The organism is Moraxella macacae 0408225 (assembly GCF_000320365.1).
Classification (GTDB): Bacteria; Pseudomonadota; Gammaproteobacteria; order Pseudomonadales; family Moraxellaceae; genus Faucicola; species Faucicola macacae.
Window position 1 is genome coordinate 562,914 of record NZ_ANIN01000002.1, and the last position, 26,698, is coordinate 589,611.

General features: G+C 39.0%; 22 protein-coding genes. 11 read left to right on the top strand and 11 right to left on the bottom strand.

Going from position 1 to position 26,698, the window contains the following annotated elements:
- Positions 1-284 precede the first annotated feature (284 nt).
- Positions 285-2,201, top strand: coding sequence for a molecular chaperone HtpG (gene htpG, locus MOMA_RS08050; protein WP_009502034.1), 1,917 nt, complete (start codon positions 285-287; stop codon positions 2,199-2,201).
- Between the two features lie 135 nt (positions 2,202-2,336).
- On the opposite strand, the gene MOMA_RS08055 is transcribed toward htpG, so the two are convergent.
- The 4 genes from MOMA_RS08055 to rpiA all read right to left on the bottom strand — a co-directional run bounded on the left by MOMA_RS08055 (position 2,337) and on the right by rpiA (position 7,689).
- Positions 2,337-3,269, bottom strand: coding sequence for a branched-chain amino acid transaminase (locus MOMA_RS08055; RefSeq protein ID WP_040625373.1), 933 nt, complete (start codon positions 3,267-3,269; stop codon positions 2,337-2,339).
- Positions 3,270-3,342: 73 nt separating this feature from the next.
- The gene (glnE, locus tag MOMA_RS08060; RefSeq protein ID WP_009502036.1) at positions 3,343-6,168 is read right to left on the bottom strand and encodes a bifunctional [glutamate--ammonia ligase]-adenylyl-L-tyrosine phosphorylase/[glutamate--ammonia-ligase] adenylyltransferase; all 2,826 of its coding nucleotides are present in this window, start codon (positions 6,166-6,168) and stop codon (positions 3,343-3,345) included.
- Positions 6,169-6,278: 110 nt separating this feature from the next.
- Entirely contained in the window at positions 6,279-6,893 is a 615-nt protein-coding gene (locus MOMA_RS08065) for a DUF1345 domain-containing protein (RefSeq protein ID WP_227498102.1), read from the bottom strand.
- Positions 6,894-7,020: 127 nt separating this feature from the next.
- Positions 7,021-7,689, bottom strand: coding sequence for a ribose-5-phosphate isomerase RpiA (gene rpiA / locus MOMA_RS08070; protein WP_009502038.1), 669 nt, complete (start codon positions 7,687-7,689; stop codon positions 7,021-7,023).
- 206 nt (positions 7,690-7,895) lie between these two features.
- On the opposite strand from rpiA, the gene ilvA reads away from it, so the two are divergent.
- The 3 genes from ilvA to MOMA_RS08085 all read left to right on the top strand — a co-directional run bounded on the left by ilvA (position 7,896) and on the right by MOMA_RS08085 (position 10,658).
- Positions 7,896-9,437 (top strand): threonine ammonia-lyase, biosynthetic, encoded by a 1,542-nt coding sequence (gene ilvA, locus MOMA_RS08075; protein ID WP_009502039.1) that lies wholly within the window; start codon positions 7,896-7,898, stop codon positions 9,435-9,437.
- Positions 9,438-9,480: 43 nt separating this feature from the next.
- Positions 9,481-9,942, top strand: coding sequence for a pyrimidine dimer DNA glycosylase/endonuclease V (locus tag MOMA_RS08080; RefSeq protein WP_009502040.1), 462 nt, complete (start codon positions 9,481-9,483; stop codon positions 9,940-9,942).
- Between the two features lie 152 nt (positions 9,943-10,094).
- Positions 10,095-10,658, top strand: a complete 564-nt coding sequence (locus MOMA_RS08085; RefSeq protein WP_009502041.1) for a TetR/AcrR family transcriptional regulator — start codon at positions 10,095-10,097, stop codon at positions 10,656-10,658.
- Positions 10,659-10,690: 32 nt separating this feature from the next.
- Here the strand turns inward: MOMA_RS08085 and MOMA_RS08090 are convergent, their stop codons facing one another.
- A complete protein-coding gene (locus MOMA_RS08090) occupies positions 10,691-11,800 on the bottom strand; it encodes a metallophosphoesterase (protein ID WP_009502042.1) in 1,110 nt (369 codons plus the stop codon).
- Positions 11,801-11,930: 130 nt separating this feature from the next.
- Here MOMA_RS08090 and MOMA_RS08095 point away from each other — a divergent pair, with 130 nt between their 5' ends.
- Positions 11,931-12,170: a SlyX family protein gene (locus MOMA_RS08095; RefSeq protein WP_009502043.1), complete on the top strand. Its 240-nt coding sequence runs from the start codon at positions 11,931-11,933 to the stop codon at positions 12,168-12,170.
- Positions 12,171-12,217: 47 nt separating this feature from the next.
- On the top strand, positions 12,218-13,036 hold the full coding sequence (pgeF, locus tag MOMA_RS08100; protein WP_009502044.1) for a peptidoglycan editing factor PgeF: 819 nt from the start codon (positions 12,218-12,220) through the stop codon (positions 13,034-13,036).
- Positions 13,037-13,073: 37 nt separating this feature from the next.
- Here pgeF and MOMA_RS08105 read toward each other — a convergent pair whose 3' ends face one another.
- Both MOMA_RS08105 and MOMA_RS08110 read right to left on the bottom strand, forming a co-directional pair.
- Complete coding sequence (locus MOMA_RS08105) at positions 13,074-14,516, bottom strand: peptidylprolyl isomerase (RefSeq protein WP_009502045.1); 1,443 nt, start codon at positions 14,514-14,516, stop codon at positions 13,074-13,076.
- 55 nt (positions 14,517-14,571) lie between these two features.
- Positions 14,572-17,319, bottom strand: a complete 2,748-nt coding sequence (locus MOMA_RS08110; RefSeq protein WP_009502046.1) for an LPS-assembly protein LptD — start codon at positions 17,317-17,319, stop codon at positions 14,572-14,574.
- 288 nt (positions 17,320-17,607) lie between these two features.
- Here MOMA_RS08110 and MOMA_RS08115 point away from each other — a divergent pair, with 288 nt between their 5' ends.
- Complete coding sequence (locus MOMA_RS08115; protein ID WP_009502047.1) at positions 17,608-18,651, top strand: aminoglycoside phosphotransferase family protein; 1,044 nt, start codon at positions 17,608-17,610, stop codon at positions 18,649-18,651.
- 15 nt (positions 18,652-18,666) lie between these two features.
- Positions 18,667-19,374 (top strand): N-acetylmuramate alpha-1-phosphate uridylyltransferase MurU, encoded by a 708-nt coding sequence (gene murU, locus MOMA_RS08120; RefSeq protein WP_009502048.1) that lies wholly within the window; start codon positions 18,667-18,669, stop codon positions 19,372-19,374.
- 163 nt (positions 19,375-19,537) lie between these two features.
- On the opposite strand, the gene MOMA_RS08125 is transcribed toward murU, so the two are convergent.
- On the bottom strand, positions 19,538-20,875 hold the full coding sequence (locus tag MOMA_RS08125) for a glyceraldehyde-3-phosphate dehydrogenase (RefSeq protein WP_009502049.1): 1,338 nt from the start codon (positions 20,873-20,875) through the stop codon (positions 19,538-19,540).
- Between the two features lie 247 nt (positions 20,876-21,122).
- On the opposite strand from MOMA_RS08125, the gene aphA reads away from it, so the two are divergent.
- Positions 21,123-21,851 (top strand): acid phosphatase AphA, encoded by a 729-nt coding sequence (gene aphA / locus MOMA_RS08130; protein WP_009502050.1) that lies wholly within the window; start codon positions 21,123-21,125, stop codon positions 21,849-21,851.
- A gap of 142 nt (positions 21,852-21,993) precedes the next feature.
- Here the strand turns inward: aphA and MOMA_RS08135 are convergent, their stop codons facing one another.
- Both MOMA_RS08135 and MOMA_RS08140 read right to left on the bottom strand, forming a co-directional pair.
- Complete coding sequence (locus MOMA_RS08135; RefSeq protein ID WP_009502051.1) at positions 21,994-23,013, bottom strand: coiled-coil domain-containing protein; 1,020 nt, start codon at positions 23,011-23,013, stop codon at positions 21,994-21,996.
- A gap of 333 nt (positions 23,014-23,346) precedes the next feature.
- The gene (locus MOMA_RS08140; RefSeq protein WP_009502053.1) at positions 23,347-24,360 is read right to left on the bottom strand and encodes an NUDIX domain-containing protein; all 1,014 of its coding nucleotides are present in this window, start codon (positions 24,358-24,360) and stop codon (positions 23,347-23,349) included.
- Positions 24,361-24,511: 151 nt separating this feature from the next.
- Between MOMA_RS08140 and hemP the strand changes: the two genes are divergently transcribed.
- Positions 24,512-24,676 carry a hemin uptake protein HemP gene (hemP, locus tag MOMA_RS09735; protein ID WP_009502054.1) on the top strand — a complete coding sequence of 55 codons (165 nt, stop codon included), beginning with the start codon at positions 24,512-24,514 and terminating at the stop codon, positions 24,674-24,676.
- A 176-nt stretch (positions 24,677-24,852) separates the two neighbouring features.
- On the opposite strand, the gene orn is transcribed toward hemP, so the two are convergent.
- Positions 24,853-25,404: an oligoribonuclease gene (gene orn / locus MOMA_RS08145; RefSeq protein ID WP_009502055.1), complete on the bottom strand. Its 552-nt coding sequence runs from the start codon at positions 25,402-25,404 to the stop codon at positions 24,853-24,855.
- Positions 25,405-25,535: 131 nt separating this feature from the next.
- Here orn and rsgA point away from each other — a divergent pair, with 131 nt between their 5' ends.
- Positions 25,536-26,609 carry a ribosome small subunit-dependent GTPase A gene (rsgA, locus tag MOMA_RS08150; protein ID WP_009502056.1) on the top strand — a complete coding sequence of 358 codons (1,074 nt, stop codon included), beginning with the start codon at positions 25,536-25,538 and terminating at the stop codon, positions 26,607-26,609.
- The last annotated feature ends 89 nt before the right edge of the window (positions 26,610-26,698 follow it).

A 26,698-nucleotide genomic window follows, 5' to 3' on the forward strand; every position in this document is an offset into this window, starting at 1 on the left:
TATGCTAATTGGTTGTTGATTATTGGTTTATTGGTTAATTGGTTAATTGGTTAATTGGTTATGCCAATTGATTTTATGATGAATTGTAACTCAATTAAACAAAATTATCCAAAATTTTCTTGAAAAAATCGCCGTTAACCACAAATAATCACCAAAATAACGCTTAATCCAATTTGTTATTAGCAAATCGTTATTAACAGATCGTTATTAGCAAATCGTTATTAATCAACATAATCCAAACATTAACATTGGATTTCACAACCATAGATTTAACAGGAGTAATTATGACAACCCCAGTAAAACACACTTTTGAAGCTGAAGTTGCCCAACTACTACACCTTGTAACCCATTCATTATATTCCAATGCCGATATTTTTGTGCGTGAACTCATCTCAAACGCATCTGATGCGTGTGATAAATTACGCTTTGAGGGCAATAGCGATGACAGTCTGTTTGAAAATGACAGCGAATTAAAAGTGCGTATTGACATTGACAAAACCGCCAAAACCATTAAGTTTATTGACAATGGTATCGGTATGAACGAAGCTGAGGTCATTGAAAATTTAGGTACAATTGCCAAATCTGGCACAAAAGCCTTTTTAGAAAAACTTAGCGATGCTCAAAAACAAGACGGTCAATTAATCGGTCAATTTGGTGTGGGTTTTTATTCAGGTTTTATCGTTGCAGACACCATCACAGTAGAAACACGCAAAGCAGGCGACAATAGCGATAACGGCGTGCGTTGGGTATCCGATGGCACAGGTTCGTTTACCACCGAAAAAATCAGTAAAACCGGGCGCGGTACAACCATTATTTTACACATTAAAGAAGAACACGCAACTTACCTTGATCGCACCAAAATCAAATCTTTAGTCAACAAATATTCTGATCACATAAGCCTGCCAATCCAAATGCGTAAAGAAGTTTGGCAAGAGGACGAGCCAACAGACGGCGAAGAAAAACCGACAAACGGTCAATACATCACAACCGATGAATGGGAAACCATCAATCAAGCCAATGCCTTGTGGACGCGTTCAGCAAGCGATATTACAGATGCAGAATATCAAGACTTTTACAAAAATTTAACTTACGATTATGACGAACCACTCACCTGGTCGCACAACCGCGTAGAAGGGCGATTACAATACACACAATTGCTTTACATTCCCAAAAAAGCCCCCTTTGATTTATACGCACGCGAACATCAGCGCGGTTTGAAATTGTACGTAAAACGCGTATTTATCATGGACGATGCAGAGCAACTTTTGCCAATGTATTTGCGTTTTGTCAAAGGCGTCATTGACACCAGTGATTTACCGCTAAACGTCAGTCGTGAGATTTTGCAAGAGTCGCGCGATGTCAAAGCAATTCGTGATGGCAACGCTCGGCGGATTTTAACCGTTTTGGCAAATTTGGCAAATTCTGATGAAGCAGAAAAACAAGACAAATTTAAACAATTTTATCAAGCGTTTGGTGATGTTATTAAAGAAGGTTTGGGCGAGGATATGCCAAACCAAGAAAAAATTGCCAAATTATTACGCTATGCCACAAGTCATGACGATACCATTAGCACAGGTTTTGCTGATTACAAAGCTCGCATGAAAGATGGGCAAAAGGCAATTTATTACCTAACGGCTGAAAATTTGACAGCGGCCAAAAACAGCCCACAACTGGAAGTCTTTAAGAAAAAAGGCATTGAGGTTATTTTGATGACTGGCCGCGTTGATGAATGGGCTATGAATTTTCTGCATGAATTTGACGGCATGCCACTACAAAACATTGCAAAAGGAGCGGTGGATTTAGATGAGTTAACCGATGATGCAGAAAAAGAACAAGCAAAGCAAGCCGAAGAAAACTTAAAACCCATTGTTGAAAAACTAAAAGGTGCGTTAACTGGCCGTGCCAAAGATGTCAAGGTCTCAAATCGCTTGGTAGATAGCCCTGCCTGTCTTGTTGTTGGTGATGGTGAGTTATCGCCACAAATGGTACAAATGCTCAAACAAATGGGACAATCTGTGCCTGACATCAAACCAACATTGGAGGTAAATCCAAATCACCCACTGATCCAAAAACTAGAAACCTCGGAACAATTTGACGATCTTGCTCAAGTGGTTTTTGATCAAGCCGTGCTGGCAGACGGTGGCCAACTTGACGATCCGGCAACCTATTTAAAACGCATCAATGCATTGCTGTTAAAATAGGCTGTTAAAAATAGACTTGTTAAAACAGAGTCATTTTGCCCTTTAAAAACCAAAAACCCAATCACGCCGATTGGGTTTTTTATCAAGCTAAAAAGATTAACGGTATAAAAATTAACCATACATCTACAAAATTAATTACGCATCTACATAGCTTAACCAATGGCTGTATTTTTCATTGTGGCCATGCACCACATCAAAAAATAACGTTTGCAATTTTTCGGTGATTTCACCACGAGCACCATTGCCAATCACGCGATCGTCATATTCACGAATGGGGGTAACTTCCGCTGCCGTACCCGTCATAAAAACTTCATCTGCCAAATAAAACTCATCTCGCGTGATGCGCCGTTCATGCACTTTAATACCCAAATCATTGGCAAATTCAATCATGGTACGCCGCGTAATGCCATCTAACGCACCGCCTGATAAATCTGGCGTGTGCAATTCACCATCTTTAACCAAAAACAGATTTTCGCCAGAACCTTGGCATACATAACCCTGCGGATCCATCAAAATTGCTTCATCATAGCCGTTTTTGGTAACTTCTTGATTTGACATAATAGACACAGGGTAATTGCTTACAGCTTTAGCCTTGCACATGGTAATGTTTGGCATATGGTGCGTGTAGCTTGAGGTTTTAACGCGGATACCTTTTGTCATACCCTCCTCGCCCAAATACGCACCCCATTGCCAAGCTGCAACAATGGCATGCACGGTGTTGTCTTTGGCTGCAATGCCTAGTTTTTCTGAACCCACCCAAATTAACGGACGCAAATACGCCGATTCTAGGTTATTTTTACGCACCACTTCTTTTTGAGCCAAGTTAAATTCATCAAAACTATAAGGCACATTTAACTGAAAAATTTTTGCCGAATTTAGCAAGCGTTTGGTGTGATCATTAAGACGAAAAATCGCGGTACGCCCATCGCACGTTTTGTAAGCACGCACCCCCTCAAACACACCCATACCATAATGCAAGGTATGGGTTAGAACGTGGATTTTGGCCTCACGCCAGTCAATCAACTCGCCATCTTTCCAAATCACGCCGTCGCGATCTGCCATAGAAATTGTTGCCATTTTTTTCTCCATTTTGTTAAAAAAGCAGGTTGTTAAAAATATTGTTAAAAAAAGTTGTTAAAAGTTAAAGTTTATCAAATCGTTGTCCGATCAGTGTTTGCCATTGTTTGTCAACAAATGTTCTTAGTTCATGCCAATCACGCTCATCTACAACCACGGACTGTTCTGCCAATGCCAATGTGTGCGTTTTGGCACGCAAGATTAAATAACACTCAATCAGTCTTTGACAAATTGATCGATCCAACAAATCTGTTTTGCCAAGCACTTCAAAAATCCGCACATTGTCGCTGTACACAGAAAGGCAAGGATACGCATTGGCATAAGCCAACACCGCAAATTGTGCAATAAACTCAATATCCACCATGCCACCTGTGTCCTGTTTTAGGTGAAATTTACCTTGCTGTTTGGCATGATTTTTTGTACCAAGATGATCTTGCATTTTGTGGCGCATTTCACCCACATCGATCCGAACTGCGTCCAATTGGCGAGGCATGCACAAAACTTTTTGTCGAATGTCATTAAATTTTGCCATGACTTGCTTATCACCACAAATTGCCCTTGCTCGCACCAAGGCCTGATGCTCCCACACCCACGCTTTTTGTTCTTGATACATCTGATACGCATGACACGATACCACAAGCATGCCTGCCTGCCCTGACGGACGCAAACGCATATCAACCTCATAGGCTCGTCCATCGCGTGTTTGAGTGGATAAATAATTCATCAAGCGCTGTGCCAAACGACTGGCAAACTGCATACCACTCACCGGTTTATTGCCAATCGTCATCGCCTGTTCGTCAATATCGTGCAAAAACACCAAATCCAAATCCGAGCTGTAACTCATCTCAAGCCCACCCAGTTTGCCATAACCGATGACCGCAAAACCGTTTTGTTTGGCATTGATAGGCTCGCCTTGTTTATTCAGTGGATAGCCGTGTTTTTTAACCAAATCGTCAAATGCTCGCTTTAGCGCCTTTTCCAATACCACTTCAGCAATAAAGGTAAGCGAATCTGACACTTTCATAATGGGACGATCTGCGACAATATCACTGGTTGCCACGGCCAACACTTGCGTTTTTTTAAAAAAACGAAACGCATTGAGAAGCCCTTCTTCATCACCGGGTTCAACCCTTAATAATTGTTGGCGTAAAATATCACGCAATTCATCTTTATTTGGCAAATATCGGTATTTTTCGCGCAAAAACGAATCCAGCAGCACAGGGTGATTTGCCAATTCAGTAGCAATCCACGGACTGGCTGCTAACATTGGGATAAGTTTTGAGGTAGCGTGCGGATTTTCGCTTAACATCACCAAATAAATCGAGCGCCGGTTTATGGATTCTAACAGATTTAACAAACGTGGCAATGCAACATTTGCCACCGCCGTATCCACTTGTAACAACGCATATACCAATAGCGGATAAGCGGTGTTTAGGCGTTTTTTTGCTTCATCACTTAGTTTTTTTACCAAATTGCTTTGCCAAAAATTTGCCAACTTTTGTTGATTTTCATAGGTCAAACGTTGTGTCAATTGATCCAAATTTTCATCGTGTTTGATCTCCACCACACAAGACGGATGCTTGCGTTCGGTAACAAGGTTGTCAAACGGTATTTTTACCATCAGCCGGTATTGGTTTAAATGGGTTAACAATGCCGCCCAGTCAGAAAATCCCAAGGTATGGGCTAAATTTTGTTGCCAAATTGGATCGGTTGGCAACCGCTGGGTTTGTTCGTCATTGATTGCTTGAATGCCATGCTCCAAACGGCGCAAAAAACGATACGCATGCACCAAATTTTCATAAGTTTGTGTGTCTAAATAACCAAATTCATGCAATTTTTGCAACGCTTTTAAACAATTTTTGACTTTTAATGCCAACACGCGGCCGCCGTAAATCAGTTGAAATGACTGCACAATAAACTCAATATCGCGAATACCTCCTGCACCGAGCTTGATGTTGTCGCTGTCTTGACGTTGTGCCACTTGGTTTTCAATGAGCAATTTCATCTCTCTAAGCGCCGAAAACGCACTATAATCCACATAATAACGAAACACAAACGGCTGAATCAAGGCTTGCAAATTGTCTGTAAAATCAATGCTGTTAACAATTCTGGCTTTAAGCCACGCAAAACGCTCCCATGCACGTCCATGTTGGGCAAAATATTTCTCAAGTGCTGGCAAATGTATCACCAAATCACTGCCCTCGCCCCACGGCCTAAGACGCATGTCAATGCGAAACACAAAACCATCTTGGGTTGGTTTGTCCAACAGTTCAATGATTTTTTGCGCCCATTTGGTCATAAATTTTTTGGTGTCAATGGATTTTTGGGCATGCTCACAATTAAAGCTGGCAAATCCGGTTTCGCCTTGCCCTTGATGCACAAAAATCAAGTCAATATCACTGGATAAATTAAGCTCCTCTGCTCCCATTTTCCCCATGGCGATCATTGCCAAATCGTCTTTTTGTGGGCGGTTTTTGGTGTCATAACAATACGGATAACAATACGGCTCACCATATTTATTGGTTAAATTTTGGTAAGCATAGCTTTTAGCAAAAATTAAACATTCATCAGCAAAATGACTCAATTCCCACGTTAATTGTTCAAGGCTAATCAACCCTAACGCATCTTGCCAAATCCAACGCAACATTAATAAATTACGCAAAATACGCAAGCCTTTCATCACGTTCATTTCATCGGCTACACAACACTCGTCGTCCAATGTATAATCTTGAATCAAATCTTTGATAATTTGATCGTTTAGCACTTGATTAAGCGGATAGCTTTTGATAAAAGATTTGGCAATGGTTGGTTTGTTTTGCCAAAATTGAAACCCAAATTGACTTGCTTGTTGCAAAACATCGATATCCTTAAGGGTTGGCAAAACTGACATGAATATTCCCTTTTTTTAAAAACAAAAAACATAAAACAGTTACAAACAATTTAAACTTTAACAATAGCATATTTTTATAGATTTTTAAAAGGGTTTTGACAAATTTTTTATCAGCCTAAAAAACTTGCAGCCATTTCAATCATCAATGCCAAAATTGCCGTATTATAAAAAAAGCTAAGCACTGAATGTACTGTGCCAATGCGTCTCATAACCTTGGTGGTAAATGCCACATCTGATGCCTGTCCTGACACGCCAATGCCATAGGAAAAATATAAAAAATCATAATAATCAGGGTTTGATTCATGCGGAAAATCCAGCGGAAAATCATCATCATGTTCAGCATGGTAATAATAATGGGCGTAATACAACGCAAACAAGGTATGAATAAAAAACCACGATAAAATCACCGTGGTCATTGCCAAACCGATATGAAAACCGATTTGGGCGTCATTCCAATGCTCCGATGATCCAAGCTCGCGTACCACAGCCACCACACAGTTGATACTGGATAAAATCGTGGTAATCAGCATAATGCGTTTGCGTTCATACTCGTTTTTGGTGCGGCGTTTAATCTGCCCATGCCTTGTCCGCCAAATCATGTAAAAGGTCATGCCTAAATACACAAGCACTGCCAAATTCCAACTGATCAAATACAAACTTTCTGACGACAATTTTAGTGCAATAAAATGCTCTAACTCACCAAATACAGATGATTTAAAAAACATAAAACTACCAATAAAAACCATCATTGCCCATAACAATTGGCGGTTTTGATGATAAAATTTATTCATATTTTAGTAGTTCTAATTAAATATTATTGTAATGGTTAAATATCATGGTAATCATTAAATATCATGGTAAAATTTCTACACCTGTTTGGCGGGCAATGAGCAATTTATCGGCTTTGCGTTTGGCAAAAATCCCATTGCACACCACGCCGGTAATGTTGTTAATGCACTGCTCCATTGCCAAAGGATCACCAATATCAAGGTCATACACGTCCAAAATCAAATTGCCATAATCGGTAACAAATCCTTCGCGATACACAGGCTCACCGCCCAATTTTACCAACTCACGTGCCACATAAGATCGAGCTTGAGGTAATACCTCAATTGCCACTGGAAAAGCCACCCCGAGCGTTTGCACCCATTTGCTGTCATCGACCATGCAGATAAATTGTTTTGAGGCGGCCGCTACAATTTTTTCGCGCGTTAACGCACCGCCACCGCCTTTTATCAGCTCCAGCCCAGAATTTACCTCATCTGCTCCGTCAATGTATAAATCAAGTTCACCAGTTTGATTTAAATCCAGCACCTCAATGCCTAAGGCTTTCAGTTTGTTTTCGGTAACTTGAGAGCTGGCAACCGCCCCTTTTAGGTTAACTTTTGCTAATAAATCAATTAAACAATTTACGGTACTTCCTGTACCAACCCCTAAAATCATGCCCGGCTCTATCAGGGTGAGAGCTTGTTTGGCTGCTGCTTGTTTTAGCTGTTGTTGAGTAAAGGTGAGTTTTGACATAAAAATCCTTAGCAAAATTTAACCAAATAAAAAACTATCATTACCTAAAAACCGTTATTTTAACAAATTTTTGCCAAAAAACCATTAAAAAACTTTTTTATTGTCAATACAACAACTTTTTAGCAAAATTTAGCAAAAAAAACTTGCAACAAGGCTTTGAAAACTCTAAGCTATGACGTTATTTTTGATTGATTTTAGGATTTGTTATGTTATCGCACTATGTTCGTCTGATTTTACAAGCCACTGTCTACGATGCCGCCATTCAAACACCGTTAGAACCTGCCAAAAAATTAAGCATGCGTTTTAACAATGACATTCGTTTTAAACGCGAAGATTTACAACCTGTGTTTTCCTTTAAACTGCGTGGGGCGTATAATCGTATCAGTCAGCTTAGTGAAAACGAGCAACAAAAAGGGGTGATTTGTGCATCAGCTGGCAATCATGCTCAAGGTGTCGCTTATTCTGCCAGTCGCTTAAACCTACAAAACGTTATCGTTATGCCAACCACAACTCCGGATATCAAAGTAAATGCCGTCAAGGCATTGGGCGGAAATGTGGTGTTGCATGGGGATAGTTTTGATGAGTCTAACCGTTATGCAATTGAACGTGCCAAAAACGATGGGTTGACCTTTATTCCGCCGTATGATGATGCCTTAGTCATTGCAGGGCAAGGCACAATTGGCATGGAGCTTGTGCAACAATGGCGAAAAATGGATTATGTGTTTGTTGCTGTCGGCGGTGGCGGATTGATAGCGGGTATTTCGGCGTTTTTGGGTGAAGTTGCCCCACATGTCAAAGTCATTGCTGTTGAGCCTGAAGATGCCAATTGCTTACAAATTGCCTTAGCCACAGGAGAACGCAAACGTTTGCCACAAGTCGGGCTGTTTGTAGATGGTGTCGCGGTTGCCCAAATTGGTGAATTGCCATTTCAAATTGTCAATTTAACCAAAAGCGATGGTACTGGCAAATTGATCGAACCTGATGTCATCACCTGCAACAATGATGAAGTATGCGCCGCCTTAAAAGATGTGTATGACGAAACACGCAGCATCGTTGAACCTGCGGGAGCTTTGGCAGTGGCAGGCATGAAAAAATATATCAGTGAACATGGTTTACACGGTAAAAATTGTGTGGCTATTTTGTGTGGCGCAAACATGAATTTTGACCGTTTACGCTATATTGCCGAACGCACCGAGATTGGTGAAAAAAAAGAAGCCATTTTTGCAGTTACCATTCCTGAAAAAACCGGAGCATTTTTGGATTTTTGTTGTGCGTTAAAAGGGCGTAATATCACTGAATTTAACTACCGCTTAAACAACAACCTTGAAAAATCCGCCTGCATTTTTGTTGGTATCGCCTTAAAAGAAGGACAAAAAGAACGCCAAGCAATTTTGCAATTATTGACCGATAACGGCTATCAAGTAGTAGATTTGACTGACGATGAAGTGGCAAAAACCCATATCCGCTACTTAATCGGTGGACATGCTGATCTAAATGATGAACAATTGTTTAGAATCATGTTTCCTGAACGTCCAATGGCATTGTTAAATTTTTTACAAAAACTTGGTAGTGATTTTAATATATCTTTATTTCATTATCGCAATCATGGGGCGGCTGAAGGGCGGATTTTGGCCGGGATTCAAATGGGGCAACAAACCGCTGAAAAACTGCAAACCACGTTGCAAAATATCGGTTATGAATGCGAAAACATCACAGATAATATTGGCTATCAAATGTTTTTAAAATAGCTTAACAATCATACAAGCAAAACCAACATGACCGAAAACCAATATGACCAGAATTAATGTCATTGATGTCAATGAATTAACCGATCAACATTTGTTTGCTGAATACCGAGAAATTACCCGGATTTTTACCCTTGTCAACCAAGCGTGTAAAAAACACCCAGTGTCCGCTATTTTAAAAAAAATTCCGCCGACTTATCGCATGAGTACAGGCCATGTGTTGTTTTTTTATGATAAGCTAAATTTTATTGAACAGCGTTATTTTCATTTGCGTCATGAAGTGCTAAAACGTGGGTTTAACGTAACGCTTAAAGATGACATCGTGGCATTTCGCACGCTCATTGATCCGCGGTTTTATCAAGATTTTCACCCAACCAAAACCGATATCGCGGTAAATATTGGACGACTGTTGGAAAAAATCCACGCCAAACCAAATTGGTATAAAATCCATGGCAACTTAATTAACGATACTAACTATTGTCAACAATTACAACAACTTAGCAAATAAAACCCATTGTTTTCTTTTATGTATAATTTTTAAGAAAAATTTACAAAAATTTCAATATAACTGTTGCATAACGCACCAAAAAGTACAATAATGTTGCCGCCAACAAATTACGGTGGCTAAATTACGGTGGCTAAATAAACAGGAACAACCTTATGACTGATTTGCGTGTGATAAAAACCATTCAACACATTGAACAAGCCTTTTTAGAACTGCTTAGCAACATGCCCTATCGAGCAATTACCGTGCAAGATATTTTGGATAAAGCACTGGTTAATCGCTCCACTTTTTATCGGCATTACACGAGCAAACAAGCCCTTGCTGAAAAAATGGTCAATGACTTTAAACAAAACTATGAAATGCTGTTAAATCAACGTTTTAACTTGCCACAAGACAGCAATTTAGATGAGTTTTTGTTAACCTTTATTGGCTTTATTGAACGCGAAAAATTCAAAATTTTGGCACTTTGGCAAATTAAAACCGATAAATTGCATTTATACGATGACATGTATCAAATGATTAAACACAAGTACATTGAATTTGCCAAAACCCATCAAGGCGTGGGAAATTTAGATTATCAAGGCCATGCGTATGCCACGTTTGTTCTTAGCAATTTAAGCTATACATTGCAACAAGAAAAAACCATGAGCATTCATGAAATTCGTCGTGAATTGTCATCTATGTGCAACACCATTCAATACAAGCACAACCAGCCTTAACGCCTTTAAGATTTACCACAACTGATCTGCACTCAAAACGCCGATTTTGGCTGTAGATCAATTATCCAAACCTCAGATTGTGAACCAAGACGAAATGGCATGCCCCAAAACCCATAGCCTGAGGTAACCAACACATCGGTATTGTTAATCCGCTTATGCCCATAAGCGACTGTATTTAGGTATTTGACAATAAAGTTTGCAGGAAAAATCTGCCCATTGTGCGTATGCCCGGATACTTGTAAATCAATCGGTAATTTGACATTTTCGTCAATTTGGCCAGGACGGTGATCCAATAATACCACAGGCTTATCAATCACTTTTGGCAATAACTCTGCCGTTGGTTTACGCGTTTTTGCCAAATCATCTAACCGCCCAACCAAATACAAACGCTCATCTACACGCACAGTTTCATCAAGCAAGGTTTTTACCCCTGCTTGCTGCAAGGCGGTGGTAATTTGATGTTCATGCCCAAACACATCGTGATTGCCAAGCGTTGCATACACCCCAAGCGGTAAACTCTCTACCAGTTTTGTCATCGCAACGTGCATATTTTCGCGTTCATAATACACCGTATCATCATCTAAAACATCGCCCGGAATCAACAAAAGTTCCGCCTTATTCGCTTGTACAATCTTAACCAGTTTGTTAAGCTGGCGTTTACCTACCAAAAACCCCAAATGTAAATCCGCCACCAGGGCAATTTTTGTCGGTTTTGACAATGCCTGATTTGGCGTAATTTGTAAATAACGCACCACGGGCGTGTAGGCATTGTACACCGCCTTGATCGTGATGAATAAAAAAATCACCATTGGCAAAATTTTTATACCAAGATCCTGATAAACCGATATATAAAACTTACCAAAAAATTGGCTAAAGATCGTATTTAACAACACAGTTGCCAAAATTGCCATCAGAAAAAACCATAGCAAAGTCTGCCATGCCATCAGCAGCCGAAACCCAACTTTTGTAAAACCCATCATCGCCAATGCCAACAGTGTATTGCCAAACCCAAACAACCCAATCGCAAGCCAGCGTTTACCCAAATCTCCAAGCCCATCAAATTGCCACTGCAACCCACAAACCACGCCGTAAGTTATGATTTGCAATAAAACAAACGTAATTGCCAAAAAAATCACTCGCATAAATGGATTGCCTATTTGTTAATGTTAAAAGTTTTCATGTTAAAAATTTTCATGCTAAGTTTTGTCAAGCAAGCCAATGATTAAAGCAAAAAGTATGCTACAATAGGTTTTTTAGCTATTGGCAAACGTTATGCAACTTTTACACCCCACAACTTGCGACCTACAAAACCAACTCATACAGCTACAAAGCCAAATTACGTTTATGGAGGCCACACTAGACACCCTAAACGATATTGTTACAAAACAAAATCAACAACTTAGTGCACAACAGCGCCAATTACAACTGCTATACCAAAAAATCAGCACCATGCCAACCGAAAGCCAAATCCAACCTTTTGACGTATTGGCGGATAAACCACCGCACTATTGATAATAAACTTAACATGGTATTTAATTATCTTAACATGGTATTTAATTATGCTACAAAATTCTTATATTTTACCCTTAACCCCGTCAAATAGCCCCATTCAAGTTGTGCAGACCTGTCGTCAAATACCAAGTTCTACCGCCGATGTGTATGGTGATTTTAATTTGGCGTTGCACGTTTTTGACAACCCCACAACTGTACACAAGCATCGCATGGATTTGTTAGAAAAACTACAACAACATTATCCAAATTTAAACCAAATTCATTGGCTAAATCAAGTGCATGGCAATTGCGTTCATTGCACAACAAAACCGCACGCCCACGCCATTTTAGCAGATGCACATTTTAGCAATCAGTCCAATGTTGCTCTTGCAATTATGACGGCCGACTGTGTGCCAATTATGCTTGCTGATACCGAGGGTCATATCGGAGCCATACACGCAGGGTGGCAAGGTTTGGCAAAATCCATCATTGCCAAAACCGTAAATCACCTTAATCCAACAGATGAACATCAATCCAAAAGACATCGATCCAAGTGGCAAGCATGGATCGGCGCACACATCGCCCAAGCCAATTATGAAGTAGATGACAATGTACGCAGTCAAATATTGGCAAGTTTGGCTAAACTTTCGATAACGATTGACGATGAGTTAAGCCAATCGTTATTTTATCCCACCACAAGCGGACACTATTTGGCAAATTTAGCAAAAGTTGCCAAATTACAGCTAAATGCTTGTGGCATTAGCCAAGTTTATGACAGTCATTTAGACAGTTATCACGATCCGCGTTTTTATTCGTACCGCCAACAATGCCAACAAAAACAAGTTGCCACAGGGCGTATGGCAACATTGATTTTTCGCACCATTTAAGCAACAGTTTTAAACAAAAGTTTTAACCAACAAGCACTCAATCATTGATAATTTTGATATAAGATTGGGCTTTTAACTCTTGCATCCATTCTTCTAAGGTTTGAGGTGCAAAAAGTTGATACAAGGCTTCTTTTGCCATATTGCGCAAATAGGTTTTGCTAACGTCTTGCTTGCGTTTGGCATCTACTTTTAAAATATGCCAACCAAACTGACTTTGAAAAGGGGTAGAAAAATCACCTGCGGCTGTTTGTTTCATCATCGCCTCAAATGGTGCAACCATGTCGCCTTCACTTACCCAACCCAGTGAGCCACTGTTACCTGCACTGCCTGTATCGCTTGAATAAGTAGATGCCAGTGTCGCAAAATCCGCTCCTTGTTGCAACTGCTGATAAAGTGCTTCGATTTGTTGTTTTGCCATAGCCTCTGATAAATTCTCGGACGGACTGATCAAAATATGACGCGTTTGGTATTGATCAATGATGTGTTTAATATTGTCTGTTTTGTCAATTAATTTAATCACATCAATGCCTTGTTCGGTAAACAAAGGTTTACTCACCTCGCCTACTTTTAAATTGATAATGTCATTGGCAATATTCGTTGGCAATTCATTGGCACTTCGGTAACCAACATCAGCACCTTGTAGCTGTAGTTTGTAGCCTTGTTGGGCTTTTTGCATTAAATTTTCTAAACTTGCTGTGGTGTTGCTTGTTTCATTTTGTAGTGCGTTAATCAAACGATTTGCCACTTGCAAGGCTTCTTGTTTTTGACGTTCGCTGACATTTTCGCCGTCTTTATTGCCATATGGCACGCGAATATGAAACGGGCGATATTGGCTTTGCTTTAATTTTTCGCCCTCAGGGGATTGCAAAAACTTATCCACATCTTTTTCACTGATACGCACAAGACGGGCAACTTGTTGCTGCTGCAAAAGCTGAATGCTTAAATCCTCAACAACTTTTTGGCGTAAGGCTTGATAACCGCCCGGTTGTTGTTTGTCTAGGCGTTGCTGAAAATCTGCCAAACTGCTTGAACCATTTTGTTTGGCAATACCGGTTAACACACCGGTTAATCGATCTTCGTCCACTGTTAGTCCTTGACGTTTGATAAAATCAAGCTGAACTTGGCGGTTTATCATTTGTTCCAGTACTTGCGCATACAGTTCATTTGCCTTCGGTATGGGTTGGTTTTGGCGTTGCAATTGAGTTACCGCTTGGGCAACCGCTTGATCCAATTCACTGTTTAAAATCGTGCTGTCATTGACGATCGCTACCACACCATCAATTGTTTGTGCTTGTGCTTGTGCTTGATCTTGGTTTAAGTCTTGTTTTGACGCTTGCACTAAGTCTTGGTGGTTTTCAACAGGCTTGGTGGCTGTATCGGCGGCGGTTGCAATTTGACTAAGCACAATCGCCGTACCAAACATCAAAGCTTTTAACAACACTTGCAACCATGTTGGTTGGATTTTTTTTGTATATTTCATAAATACTGTTCCTCATTACCAATCATGAATTGGTATCAATTAACTTAAAATTAAATTAAAATCGGTTTAATTGATTAAAACCTTGCACGCGGTCGTTAATCATAGACGAAAGTTTGCCATAACGTTTGTTAAAAATACCGTTTAGGCTAAGCTGTGCCATGATTGCACGTTTTGGCTTATTGTCATTGTCAAGTTCATTATAATAGCTGCGGCCATACAACGAAAATCCATAACAACAACTTTCATAAGTAACCCCTGCCAATACATCGCTGTAACGGTTTTTTAAATTGTCATATTGTACCGCCGTCAAAAAACCCCAATTTTGGCTGATTGGAACAACCGCGGCCACCGTTAGGGCTGTAAGAGCCTGTTGTCCCATTGGATGCGGTTTGCGTTTTACCATGCCAAGGTTGTACAAAGCGTTATTATTAGGCTGATAACGCAATTGGGCATTATAATAGTGCAAATCACCCTTGGCATTCACCGCCCCATCTAAATCCAGCCAAACATCTTGATAAGGCTGGGCGTTAATTTGTAACACCGTGCCTGAACTTTTTACCGCCAACGGTCGGTTATGATCCGCCAAATGCACTCGTATTTTATCCAAATAAAACTGCTGTCCAATGCTTGCATCCAAACGCGTAAGGCCATTGGCATCAATATAACGATAATTGACAGAAGGGGTTATATGATTGTTATCTGCCAAACGATCATAGCCAAAAAACCAAGAATTTTCATACAGTTGTGGAAAATTAAGCGAGGCTAAACGCGTGTTAAAATTTGGTACATCGCTTTGGTCTTTGTAGGGTGAGTACACATATTTTAAACGCGGACTAATTAATTGATAACCACCTTTTGTGCTATTCAATTTTTTGTTATCCAATTTTTTGTTATCCAATTGTGCAAAAGGTGATCCTGATTTGTAAAAATTCAATCCCATATCAAGGCTAAATTCAGGCACAAAAATAGATCGGATTTTATCATCTTTGGCAAAATTATTCGCAAGCGTGGTTTGTTTGTCGTATTGGGTGTAAAGATGCTGTAAACTTAGCGTGGGCGTCATATAACCCCAAGTGCGTTTTAGCGGATACGAAGCACTGATTTTATTATACAGTCGTCCGCCACTTTGTTCAACCGCAGAATTGTCATCAATTGGCCGTTTAAAATAAGCAAAATCACTCACTCCTTGCACATCGATGTGTTTAAAAAAAGGCAAACGGTATTGCATGGATAATTGTGGCAGGCGCTGATAAGGTCGATCTTTATCCAAAATATCTTGCCTGTAGGTTAATTTATTATCCAATGTTTGAAAGGTTTCCACTTTTGCCAAAGCGGTCAAATAATCGTTATGATAATTAGCTTGAATGCGCCGCGGTAGATTAAGCTGAATATGCTCCATGCCAAGCGTGTCAAAATCATCAAAATACGCCGAGTCTGATACATATTGGTATACAGCATTGGCTGATAACGTTGGGTATTTTTTTGATTGCCAATGATGCTGATAAAACAGACTTTTGCGATCTTCGCCGTTGTATTTTTTATCATGTGGCAAAAAAGTACCCGTCAGATCGCCTTGTCCAAAACTTGCACTTAAGTAACGCAACTCACCTGTTAACATTGGGTTACGGTTGCTAAAAATATTCGGTGTCAATGTCATATCATAATTGGGTGCAAGATTAACATAATACGGTGTTTGCACCGCAAGGCCGCCGTCATTGCTAAAACCAAATTTTGGCAACAAAAACCCACTCGTACGCCTATCGTCAATCGGAAAATTAAAATAGGGCAAATAAAAAAGCGCCTTGTCTTTGATTTTAAAGGCAGCGTTATACACTTGAGCCCTACCCGTATCCGTGTTAATATCCAAATTTTTGGCGTTAATTTGCCACGTTGGATTTTCAGGAGGACACAAGGTAAACATCACATCATCAATTTCATAATGCGTGTCATCTACCTTATGCAACTGTTTGGCATAACCATGGGCTTGTAATGACACACTGGCAAAAGCAACCTCTTTTGCCACAGCTTTGCTAAAATCAGACTGATACGCCACTTCATCAGCAACACTGATTAAACCCAAATCACTGTTGGTTGTTGTATCATCACTGTGGTTGCTTTGTGTTTGGTTGTTTTGTGTTTGGTTGTTTTGTAGCATCGTAACATTACCTTGTGCCAAGGCAATGCCGTCTTTTAAATTTACCGCCACTTTATCCGCATTGAGTTGTTGCAAGCCTTGACTAATCTGAACATCACCGACAAATTCAGCATAGCTTTCATTGTTGTAATAACCGTAATCGGCTTTGGCATACAGTGTTGTATCGTTGCTTAGGCTATTTTGAGAATCTTGGGTTCGAGAATCGCCTTTTGCCACATCGGTATTTGGTAGCAAATGTGTCCACGCGCCTTGACACACAGCGGCTTTTTGCGTTTTTCCGAGCAAATTGTTGGTTAAATTTTTACCAAATCCTGCCAATTTTTCTGCTTGCTTATTGGGCTGTGCTTGCTTATTGGATTGATTGTGATTGGTCGCTTGATTGATTTTATAATATTGTTTTAAACGCTCTAAACTTTGTTGCCTAGCTGTATTTGCGGTAAAATTTTGGTGTGTGCGAGCCGATTTTACCTCGATTTGAGTCTCATCAATGTTGGCTTCATTGATGTTGGCTTCATCGGTTTGAGTGCCATCGATTGACAAATTTTCTTCCATCAAGTCAACATTTGTCGATAAATTTTCTGCATAAACCACAGGCGACAACATAAATCCTGCCAGTGCCACAAAACAATGTTGGTAATTTTTTATCATAAACCCACCAAACAACCGCCTAAAGAATGCTAAAAACCTTAGCATAATATCATTTACCGCCAAATTATACTATTTTTTTTCATAATTTTGGTTGTTTTCATAATTTTTGCTAAAAAATTTTGTAAATTAGCCAACTTTTATTGGCTTTTAAACATTGGTTTTTAAAAATTTTTGCCCAAATGATAGAATTTTCTTGAGAAATTGGCGGTTTTTGGATAGGATAGTAGCTTTTATAAGACAATAGTTTTTACTGTTGTTAAAATTTTCACGCTTAATCAGTTTACTTTTATGAATAACACCCACACACAACGTGATGCCGCTCTTTATCAATGGCTACAATCGGTTTTTGACCAACCGTTTTCTTACCAACGCTTAGCAGGTGATGCCAGTTTTCGCCGTTATTATCGTTTACAAGTTGATAACCACAAAACCAAGCAACCGTTTATCGTTATGGACGCCCCACCCAACCAAGAAAGCATCAAAGAATTTATTGCAGTGGATAAATTAATGGCAGATTTTATCCATGTGCCAAAACTTATCGCTGTTAATGAAGCACAAGGTTTTATTGTACTAGAAGATTTAGGAACCACGGATTTTGCTGATAAACTCAACGAAAACGCAACAAATCAAGAAAAATTGTATCAAAAAGCCCTCCAAACTTTGATAAATCTACAAAAAATTTCAATTACCAATGCCAAAAACTTACAACATCACCCATTGCCAAATTATGATGAATCTTTGTTAAAACGCGAAATGAGTTTGTTTGATGCGTGGTTTTTGCCCTATATTGGCATTGCTTTGGACGAAAACACCCAACAATTGTGGCTAAACACACAAAACCAAATCGTCAAAGATGTCGCAAGCCACCCTAAAGTGGTTGTACACCGAGATTTTCACAGTCGCAATTTGATTGTTACCAATGAATTGACCTATGAGTTAGGCGTGATTGATTTTCAAGATGCGGTGATCGGATCGTATCTGTATGATTTGGCATCATTGTTAAGAGATGCTTACATCAATTTTGATGAAAACTGGGTTGAAACAAATTTACAATATTTTTATGCCAACACGGATTATAAAAATACCCTTGATTTTCAACAAGTTAAGCAAGATTTTAACACCATTAGCCTACAGCGTCATTTAAAAGTGATCGGTATTTTTATTCGTTTGTATCAACGCGACAAAAAAGACAGATACCTTGCCAACTTACCAAAAGTCATGCAAGATTTATTAATCTCGCTAAAAAACCTCATAAACAAAAATCAAGTATATGCTGATTTTTATGCATGGATTGAACAAACTGTATTGGCAAAATTTCAACAAAAATTCTAAAGCAAAGGCTTAATAATGATAAACCAAGCGATGATTTTAGCAGCAGGCAAAGGCACTCGCTTACGCCCTTTAACTTTCAGCATACCAAAACCTTTGGTGGCAGTTGGTGGCAAGCCCTTGATTGTGTGGCATATTTTGGCATTAAAACAAGCAGGCATTCAAAAAATTGTCATCAATGTGTCATGGCTTGCAGATAAACTAATCAATGCACTTGGCGATGGCAGCCAGTTTGGAGTGCATTTAAAATTCTCACGCGAAGACGCCAAGGCATTAGAAACAGCTGGTGGCATTAAAAAAGCCTTGGCAGATGGTTTATTAAGCGACGACCCTTTTATTTTGGTAAATGGTGATGTGTGGACGCCGTTTGATTTTACTCAATTAACCAATTATCGTTTTAGTGACAACCAACTGGCCCATTTGCTATTAACCGACAAAGCCACGCACAACCCAAATGGTGATTTTTCCTTAACAAACAACTTAGTAACGTTAACCGATTTGCCAAAATATACGTTTGCAGGCATTAGTGTCATTGCACCAAAATTGCTACAAAATGTAACCTTGGGCGAAATACAGCCTTTGGCTCCAATTTTAAAACAAGCAATTGCCCGCCAACAAGTAACCGGTGCATTGCTTAATGACAATTGGGTTGATGTAGGAGAGCTTAAAAGACTTGAAAGCTTAAATCAATATTTGGCACAACAAAATTTGGCACAACAAAGATAAAACCATCGCTACAAATAAACGCACAACCGTATTGACACTTGTGCGTTTATTTTTTTATCAAATATTGTTAATAATGTGGTGTTGTTAATAATGTGGTGTTGTTAACAATGTGGTGTTGTTAACAATGTGGTGTTAATAACACATTGTTAATCAAATCAAGCAATTAGCCATTGCTTGCCATCACTTCTGCCACGCGAATCACTTGCGTGCTATAGCCCATTTCATTGTCATACCACACATAAAGCGTTGCACGGTTATCGGTTGCAATGGTTGCTTTGGCGTCAAAAATTGCCACTTTTTGCGAACCAACAAAATCTGTAGATACCGCTTCAGAACTGTCAGAATAATCAATTTGCTGTTGCCACTGCTCGCTATCCGCTTGGGCTTTAATAAAGGCATTTAGTTTGTCGGTAGAATCCACTGCTTTTTCAAAATTCAGATTTAAAATTGCCAATGAAACGTTTGGTGTTGGCACACGAATGGCACTGCCTGTTAATTTGCCTTTTAACTCTGGAATGGCTTTTGCAACCGCACTGGCAGCCCCCGTTGATGTCATTACCATATTTAAAGGTGCAGCACGTCCGCGACGTTCAGATTTGTGATAATTGTCTACTAAATTTTGATCATTGGTAAAAGCGTGAATGGTTTCCATATGACCATTGGCAATGCCATAAGTATCGTGTAGTACTTTTAAAATTGGGGTAATGGCATTTGTGGTACAGCTGGCCGCCGATACAAGCGTATCTTTGCCAATGGTATGGTGATTTACCCCATACACAATATTTTTAATCTCGCCTTTGGCAGGAGCAGTTAGCAATACTTTTTTTACGCCTTTGCTCTCTAAGTGTTTGCCAAGCCCTGCTTCATCTTTCCATTTGCCTGTGTTGTCAATCACAAGCACATTGTCAAGCCCATAAGCGGTGTAATCAATTTCACTTGGATCGGAGGCATAAATCACCTTAATAAAACGACCGTTGACAATCATACCGTTGTTTTCAGTGTCAATTTCAACCGAACCATCAAACCAACCATGAACCGAATCCCTCTCCAGCAGCGATCCGCGTTTTTGCAAATCACCATCACCAGCAGGACGCACCACAATGGCTTTTAATTGTAAGCCCTTATCCGATGCAGCACCACTCATCAACAAGCGTGCCAAAATCCGTCCAATCCGTCCAAAACCATACAATACCACATCGGTGCTTGCAATAGCGACCCCATTGCCAAATTCACTTGCTTTTTTGCCTAATTTTAGGGCTTGACCCAAATCAACCGTGGTATCTGTTACATTTAATTCTGTGATAAATGCCAAGCTATCGGCGATATCCAAGCCATGTTCGTTATGTTTGGCAAGAATATCAACCACCGATAACAAAACACGCTCACCAAAAAACAACACATTAACGTTTTGTTGTGCAAGTTTGGCAAGGCTTATAATCAGTTCAACTGCTTTGTTTTCTTGAGTTTGGCGGTTTTTTAGATGGGTTTGGTAAATAGACATGATTTTTCCTTAGATTTGAATACGTTACGATTTGAATACTTTACAAAAAATTAAAGTTGAATTATAAAATAATTTTTATCATCTATCAATTATAAATAGCCAAAATAGCCAAAACAGATAAATAAGCATCATTCCAATGACATTCATTACAATAATTATACAATCAAGCATATACATTACAAATAATTTACGATACTATTACGAAACTGTATTTATTTTTTCAAAAAAACATATTATGGAGAAATATATGAATCGCCTGCTTAAATTGACCGGTTGTATATTGGCATGTATGCCCTTGATTGTCCAAGCCGCAGGACCCAAAATTCCTTATACCCATAAAGGCATTACCGCCATTGACTACGCACACGAAAAAGACGTAAATTGGGTATCGGTTGAAAGTATCGCCAAAAGTCTTGCAGGCAAACCACCGATGACTGTTAGTTTTGATATTGACGATACAACTTTGGTATCTTCGCATTGTTTTTATTTTGGTAAAAATCAATTTTCACCAACAAGCTACGATTATTTAAAAAATCAAGATTTTTGGAATTATGTCGCAAACGGCTGTGATTTATCCTCCATACCAAAAGAATCTGCTCGCCAATTAATTAACATGCACCAAGCACGTGGCGATCAGGTTATTTTTATCACAGGTCGTACAGGACAAGCAAACAACGATCCAACACAGCTTGATTTTCTGGCAAGAATTTTAGAAAAAACTTTTAATATCAAAAATATGCAACCTGTCAATTACACCAAGGACACGCCAATTGCTCCTTATGCTTATGACAAAACTTACTACATTGTCAAACATAATGTAAAAATCCACTATGGCGACAGCAACGATGACATACTAGCAGCCAAAGAAGCAGGGGTTTTACCCATTCGCGTGATTCGCACGCCTGTTAGCACCAACAAACCATTGCCAATTAACGGTGGCTATGGTGAAGCAGTATTAATTGATTCTTCCTACTAAATAAATTAATAAACTTGCATAAAAAATCCCCACCAAATTTTAGTGGGGATTTAATGAAACACTTTAAACAATTTTTAACAACAATGTTTTTAACGATGTTTAATTAAAAAACAATCTGTTAAACTAAACCATAACGCTAAACTTAGTAATCCGATGCCGCTCTTTTAGCCCCTGCAATGCTTGCAAAGAAAGTCAATAACGCACTGATTAACCAAAACAGTCCAGTATACAAAGCAACTTTGCGAGCAGCATCTTCTGCTTGTTGCAAGGTTTGGTTGATGGTGTCTTCTACGCTTTGTTTGGTTTGGGTTAAGTACTCTTCAGTTTTGTGTTTGTATTCACTATAAGCACTGACTACTTGATCGCGGATTTGTAAGGCTTGCTCTTGGGATAGCCCTTCTTTTTGTAACGCAACAATCAGATCATCACCTGTTAAATTTTTTTCAATTTTTGCCATGTGCTGTTTGGCGTGTTCGTCCAAGTTTTTCCAAGTGTCCAAATTGGTAAAATCCAGATTTTCTACCGCTTGTTTGGTTTGGTTGATTTGTTTTTCCAGCACATTGACCGTGGCAGATACTTGCTCTTTGTTTAAGCCATCGGTGTTTTTGGCAATCCAAGATTCAATGTCTTCACGGCTGACATTGGCAGATGCTTTTTGTAATGCTTCTTGAGCTTTTTGTTGAATTTGGGTGTTTTGTGATGCTGCACCAACTGCAACCGCACCCGATCCTAAGACATTGGCCGTTGTGCTTGCTGCCGAACTGACGGTGGTTCCGATAACATTGCCCGTACCTCTTAAAATACTGGTTGCACCGTTCATGGTAAATAAAGTGGTGGCAAACAAAATGGAAGCTGCTGTTAAAATCCCAGTTAAGGTAACATTTTTTGGGCTAATAACCGAGCCGTTGCCAAGTAAAGTTTCAGGAGCTGAGTATTTAACAGCAAAAAACCCTGCAAAAAACGCACTCAATAAAGCGGTTAAAGCAGCATAAATACCTGCGGCTATGCTTGTACCTTTAAGATCAAAAGGCATGAATGAGCTTAATACCAAGGCCAAAGAGATCATCGCCATGACAATCACAATGCCAATTAACAAGCCTGCAAAAACACCACGCCAAGAAGGGCGTGCTTGTGATACCTGTGATACTAAGGGTTCTACCATAATAGCTTCTCCAAAAAGAATAAAAAAGCCTCACTCGAATTTAACTGCTTACATTAATACTGTTTGCATTAATACTATTTGCATTAATACTATTTGCATTAATACTATTTGCATTAATACTATTTGCATTAATACTATTTGCATTAATACTATTTGCATTAATACTATTTGTATTAATACTGTTTGTATTAATTTGCATGAATGCTTACGTCAAAATCCGTGTAAAGCGATGGTCGATAAAAATCCTAGTTTATTATAACAAAATTTTTTATGCTTGGCAATTTTTTCTCATTAATTAATTAATAACTAAAAATAGTATTTACCTAAACTTATTTATTCAAAACCTCTTATTCCTGCAACACCATACGCACCATAGCGTTGAGCAATTTGACAATCTTTAGGAGATAAGCCGCCAAGAGCAAAAACAGGCATATGGGCGTGATTGGCTAATGCTTGAAATTTTTCAAATCCAAGCGGTTTGGCCATTGGGTGAGTTTTAGTGGCTTTGACAGGTGATAAAAATATTCCAACCACCCTGTGGGTTTTTGCCAACGCATTGATTTTTATAACATCATCTAAATTATGACAGCTGGCAAAATAACAACAATCTTTTGCCAAATCTGCAAAACCACGACAAAAATCATCATAAGTTAAAACCACAACAGCAGGCTTTATCTCCACAGACAAGGCATCAGCACGACTTAACAAAAATACCACATCGGTACGCATTTTTTGTAGCTTTGTAATTGCATGATGGTTAAATTCATGATGATCTTTTAGGCGGGCATAAAAATGGGCGTTTTTTGGCAAACGATCGGCATAAAAATCAACCCAATTTTCAATGGTTTTTAATTTTTCATCATCAGCAAAATATGCCAATTCACGACCAATCACAATTTGATTGGCAAAAGCCAACCAAGTCAAAATCCGCGTATTGGCATTTGGTAAGGGATATTTTTTATTTAATAAATCGGCTTTTTTTACCCAAACAATTGGTTGTTGCTCTGCACCTTTTTTGCCTTGTAAACTGTCAAATTGCAATCGAGTAAACACAACTTTAAACACAAACAAAACCACTGACTTAGTGTTATGTTTATCCGTGTCATTGTTGTCCTCAACATAATCATGCCAAATTTGCCCCATATTAATAATATGGTTATGACGAATATCCACGCCGATCTCCTCAGAAACCTCGCGGATTAACGCAGATTTTGGCGTTTCATTGTTGTCAATTTTACCGCCGATAAACTCATAACAATCGCCCTGATGTTGATTTTTGTTTCTAAAACCCAACAAAAATTGCTCGTCAAACTCAATTACCGCCAATGATACTTGAATTTTTTTCATAAATTTTCCTTTAAAAACAAATACTTATAAATATATATAAAAAAATTTTGTTTTTTTAACAAAAAACACTTGACGAAAATGATAATTTAAATGATAATTATTCTCAATTAATCAATCATATTTTTTTAAAGAAGCCAACAAGGAGCAGCTTATGTATCACCTACTTAACCGCGCAATCCCACAAAGCCAAGCAATTTTGCCAACTTTACAATCCAATCATCTGTTTGCTATGACCAAAGAGATTCGCATTCAGCACGAAGGCGAGGAATATCGTTTACGCTTAACGCGCAACAATCGCTTAATTTTAACCAAATAACTTTATCAGATCTTTTTACTTTATCAGATCTTTTTTAATCGTTAAATCATTTTAATCATCAATGCTAAATTGACAATATGGCATAACGGATTGTGCTATCAATATTGTGCTATCAATTTAGCATAAAAAAACCAATCCAATGTGATTGGTTTTTTTATTTTAGCTAAATTTAATCATTATTGAATAAATTTGAAAAAATGTTCCTTATAATGACGTAATTCACGAATAGAGTCGCGGATATCATCTAATGCCAAATGACTGCCTTTTTTTTCAAAACTGTTTAAAATATCAGGTCGCCAACGGTATGCCAACTCTTTTACCGTCGAAACATCAAGGTTGCGATAGTGAAAAAACGCTTCCAATTTTGGCATTTGCCTGGCCATAAAACGCCGGTCTTGACAAATGGAATTGCCACACATGGGTGATTTGCCCGCTTCTACATATTTTGCCAAAAAACCAATGGTTGCATCTTGTGCGTGTTCAAGCGTAACCGTACTGCGACGAATTCTGTCTACAAGCCCTGACTGGTTGTGCTGACGAGTATTCCAATCGTCCATTGCATTTAGCACAATGTCAGGGGTATAAATTGCAAATACTGGGCCTTCTGCCAAAATATTAAGCTCGCTATCGGTAACGATGGTTGCAATCTCAATAATCGTATCACGCATCGTGTCAAGACCTGTCATTTCCAGATCCACCCAAACCAAATTTTTTTTATCAATTGCCATAATTTTCTCAATCGTTTTTCATCGTTTGTTCAATTATTTTTACGAAATAGTTTACCATATTAACAGATTTTTAGGCTAAAATATGCTTTTATTTTAATATTTTGATAATTTTTTGAGATTTTGGCATATTTATGGCTCTGATTCGCAAACGCAAACTTACCGATCAACAAACCAGACGGATTAAAAAACAACAACAAAAACAACAAGTTATTGATGATGATGAGTTAATGGACGGTATTGTCATTGCCAATTATGGCAAACAATTAGAAGTGCAAGCCATATCTTTGCCTAAACGATTGCCTAAAAAACCAACGCCTGTTGTTGGTGAGCCTAGGCCCTTTTGGCAAGCGATTGAATTGCACAGTGTTTGGCGGTGTCATACTCGCACCAATTTGTCGCTGCTTGCCACAGGCGACAAAGTGCGACTGTCCGCCGATCCAAACACTGGGCTTGGACGGATCGAGGCGGTTTATGATCGTAAAACCGTGATTTTTCGTCCAGATCGTTATCACAAACTTAAACCAATTGCCAGTAACGTGGATATTTTGGCAATTGTTTTTGCACCATTGCCCTTGCCCTCAGCACAATTAATTGATCGTTATTTGGTGGCGTGTTGTGTGTCAAATATTAAGCCTTTATTAATTTTAAATAAATCTGATTTAATCAATGATGCCAATTATCATACAACAAAAAACCTACTAAACGATTACCAAAAGCTAAACTATGACACCTTAATCACCCAATCTAACGGTGATTTAAGCGAACTTTGGCGGTATCTGCAACACAAAACGGTGATTTTTGCAGGACAGTCAGGGGTTGGCAAAAGCAGTTTAATCAACCGCCTGTTGCCAAATGTTACTCAATCGGTCAATGAAATTTCAACCATTTCACAACTTGGTCAACACACCACAACAACAAGCCGTTTTTTGGCGTTTGATCCAACTGATTTAAGTCAAGGAGCGGTCATTGACACCCCAGGCATTCGCGAATATGGACTGTGGCATTTACAAAAAGAGGAGGTTTTGGCAGGGTTTATAGAATTGGCACCCTTGGCAAATTTTTGCCGTTTTCGTGATTGTAAACATACCGCCCAAACACCAAACTGTGCGATGTGGCAAGCGGTAGCTAAGGGTGAAGTGTTGGCAAGACGTGTGGAAAATTTGGTCTTATTGCAAGACGAAACCCAACTTAGGTTTGGCAATTAATCGCTTAAAATCCAAGCGTGATTAACATTTAGCAAATTATTTTTACAATGACGCCAATTAACGGTATAATAGTGAGGTTTTGCCGTGTA

Coding starts and splice junctions, on each gene's coding strand:
- MOMA_RS08125 (WP_009502049.1), bottom strand. CDS start 20,875: ATGTCTATTTACCAAACCCATCTAAAAAACCGCCAAACTCAAGAAAAC.
- rpiA (WP_009502038.1), bottom strand. CDS start 7,689: ATGTCAAAACTCACCTTTACTCAACAACAGCTAAAACAAGCAGCAGCC.
- orn (WP_009502055.1), bottom strand. CDS start 25,404: ATGGCAATTGATAAAAAAAATTTGGTTTGGGTGGATCTGGAAATGACA.
- ilvA (WP_009502039.1), top strand. CDS start 7,896: ATGTTATCGCACTATGTTCGTCTGATTTTACAAGCCACTGTCTACGAT.
- hemP (WP_009502054.1), top strand. CDS start 24,512: ATGTATCACCTACTTAACCGCGCAATCCCACAAAGCCAAGCAATTTTG.
- glnE (WP_009502036.1), bottom strand. CDS start 6,168: ATGTCAGTTTTGCCAACCCTTAAGGATATCGATGTTTTGCAACAAGCA.
- MOMA_RS08110 (WP_009502046.1), bottom strand. CDS start 17,319: ATGATAAAAAATTACCAACATTGTTTTGTGGCACTGGCAGGATTTATG.
- MOMA_RS08135 (WP_009502051.1), bottom strand. CDS start 23,013: ATGGTAGAACCCTTAGTATCACAGGTATCACAAGCACGCCCTTCTTGG.
- aphA (WP_009502050.1), top strand. CDS start 21,123: ATGAATCGCCTGCTTAAATTGACCGGTTGTATATTGGCATGTATGCCC.
- murU (WP_009502048.1), top strand. CDS start 18,667: ATGATAAACCAAGCGATGATTTTAGCAGCAGGCAAAGGCACTCGCTTA.
- MOMA_RS08090 (WP_009502042.1), bottom strand. CDS start 11,800: ATGCGAGTGATTTTTTTGGCAATTACGTTTGTTTTATTGCAAATCATA.
- htpG (WP_009502034.1), top strand. CDS start 285: ATGACAACCCCAGTAAAACACACTTTTGAAGCTGAAGTTGCCCAACTA.
- pgeF (WP_009502044.1), top strand. CDS start 12,218: ATGCTACAAAATTCTTATATTTTACCCTTAACCCCGTCAAATAGCCCC.
- MOMA_RS08085 (WP_009502041.1), top strand. CDS start 10,095: ATGACTGATTTGCGTGTGATAAAAACCATTCAACACATTGAACAAGCC.
- MOMA_RS08095 (WP_009502043.1), top strand. CDS start 11,931: ATGCAACTTTTACACCCCACAACTTGCGACCTACAAAACCAACTCATA.
- MOMA_RS08140 (WP_009502053.1), bottom strand. CDS start 24,360: ATGAAAAAAATTCAAGTATCATTGGCGGTAATTGAGTTTGACGAGCAA.
- rsgA (WP_009502056.1), top strand. CDS start 25,536: ATGGCTCTGATTCGCAAACGCAAACTTACCGATCAACAAACCAGACGG.
- MOMA_RS08065 (WP_227498102.1), bottom strand. CDS start 6,893: ATGTTTTTTAAATCATCTGTATTTGGTGAGTTAGAGCATTTTATTGCA.
- MOMA_RS08115 (WP_009502047.1), top strand. CDS start 17,608: ATGAATAACACCCACACACAACGTGATGCCGCTCTTTATCAATGGCTA.
- MOMA_RS08105 (WP_009502045.1), bottom strand. CDS start 14,516: ATGAAATATACAAAAAAAATCCAACCAACATGGTTGCAAGTGTTGTTA.
- MOMA_RS08080 (WP_009502040.1), top strand. CDS start 9,481: ATGACCAGAATTAATGTCATTGATGTCAATGAATTAACCGATCAACAT.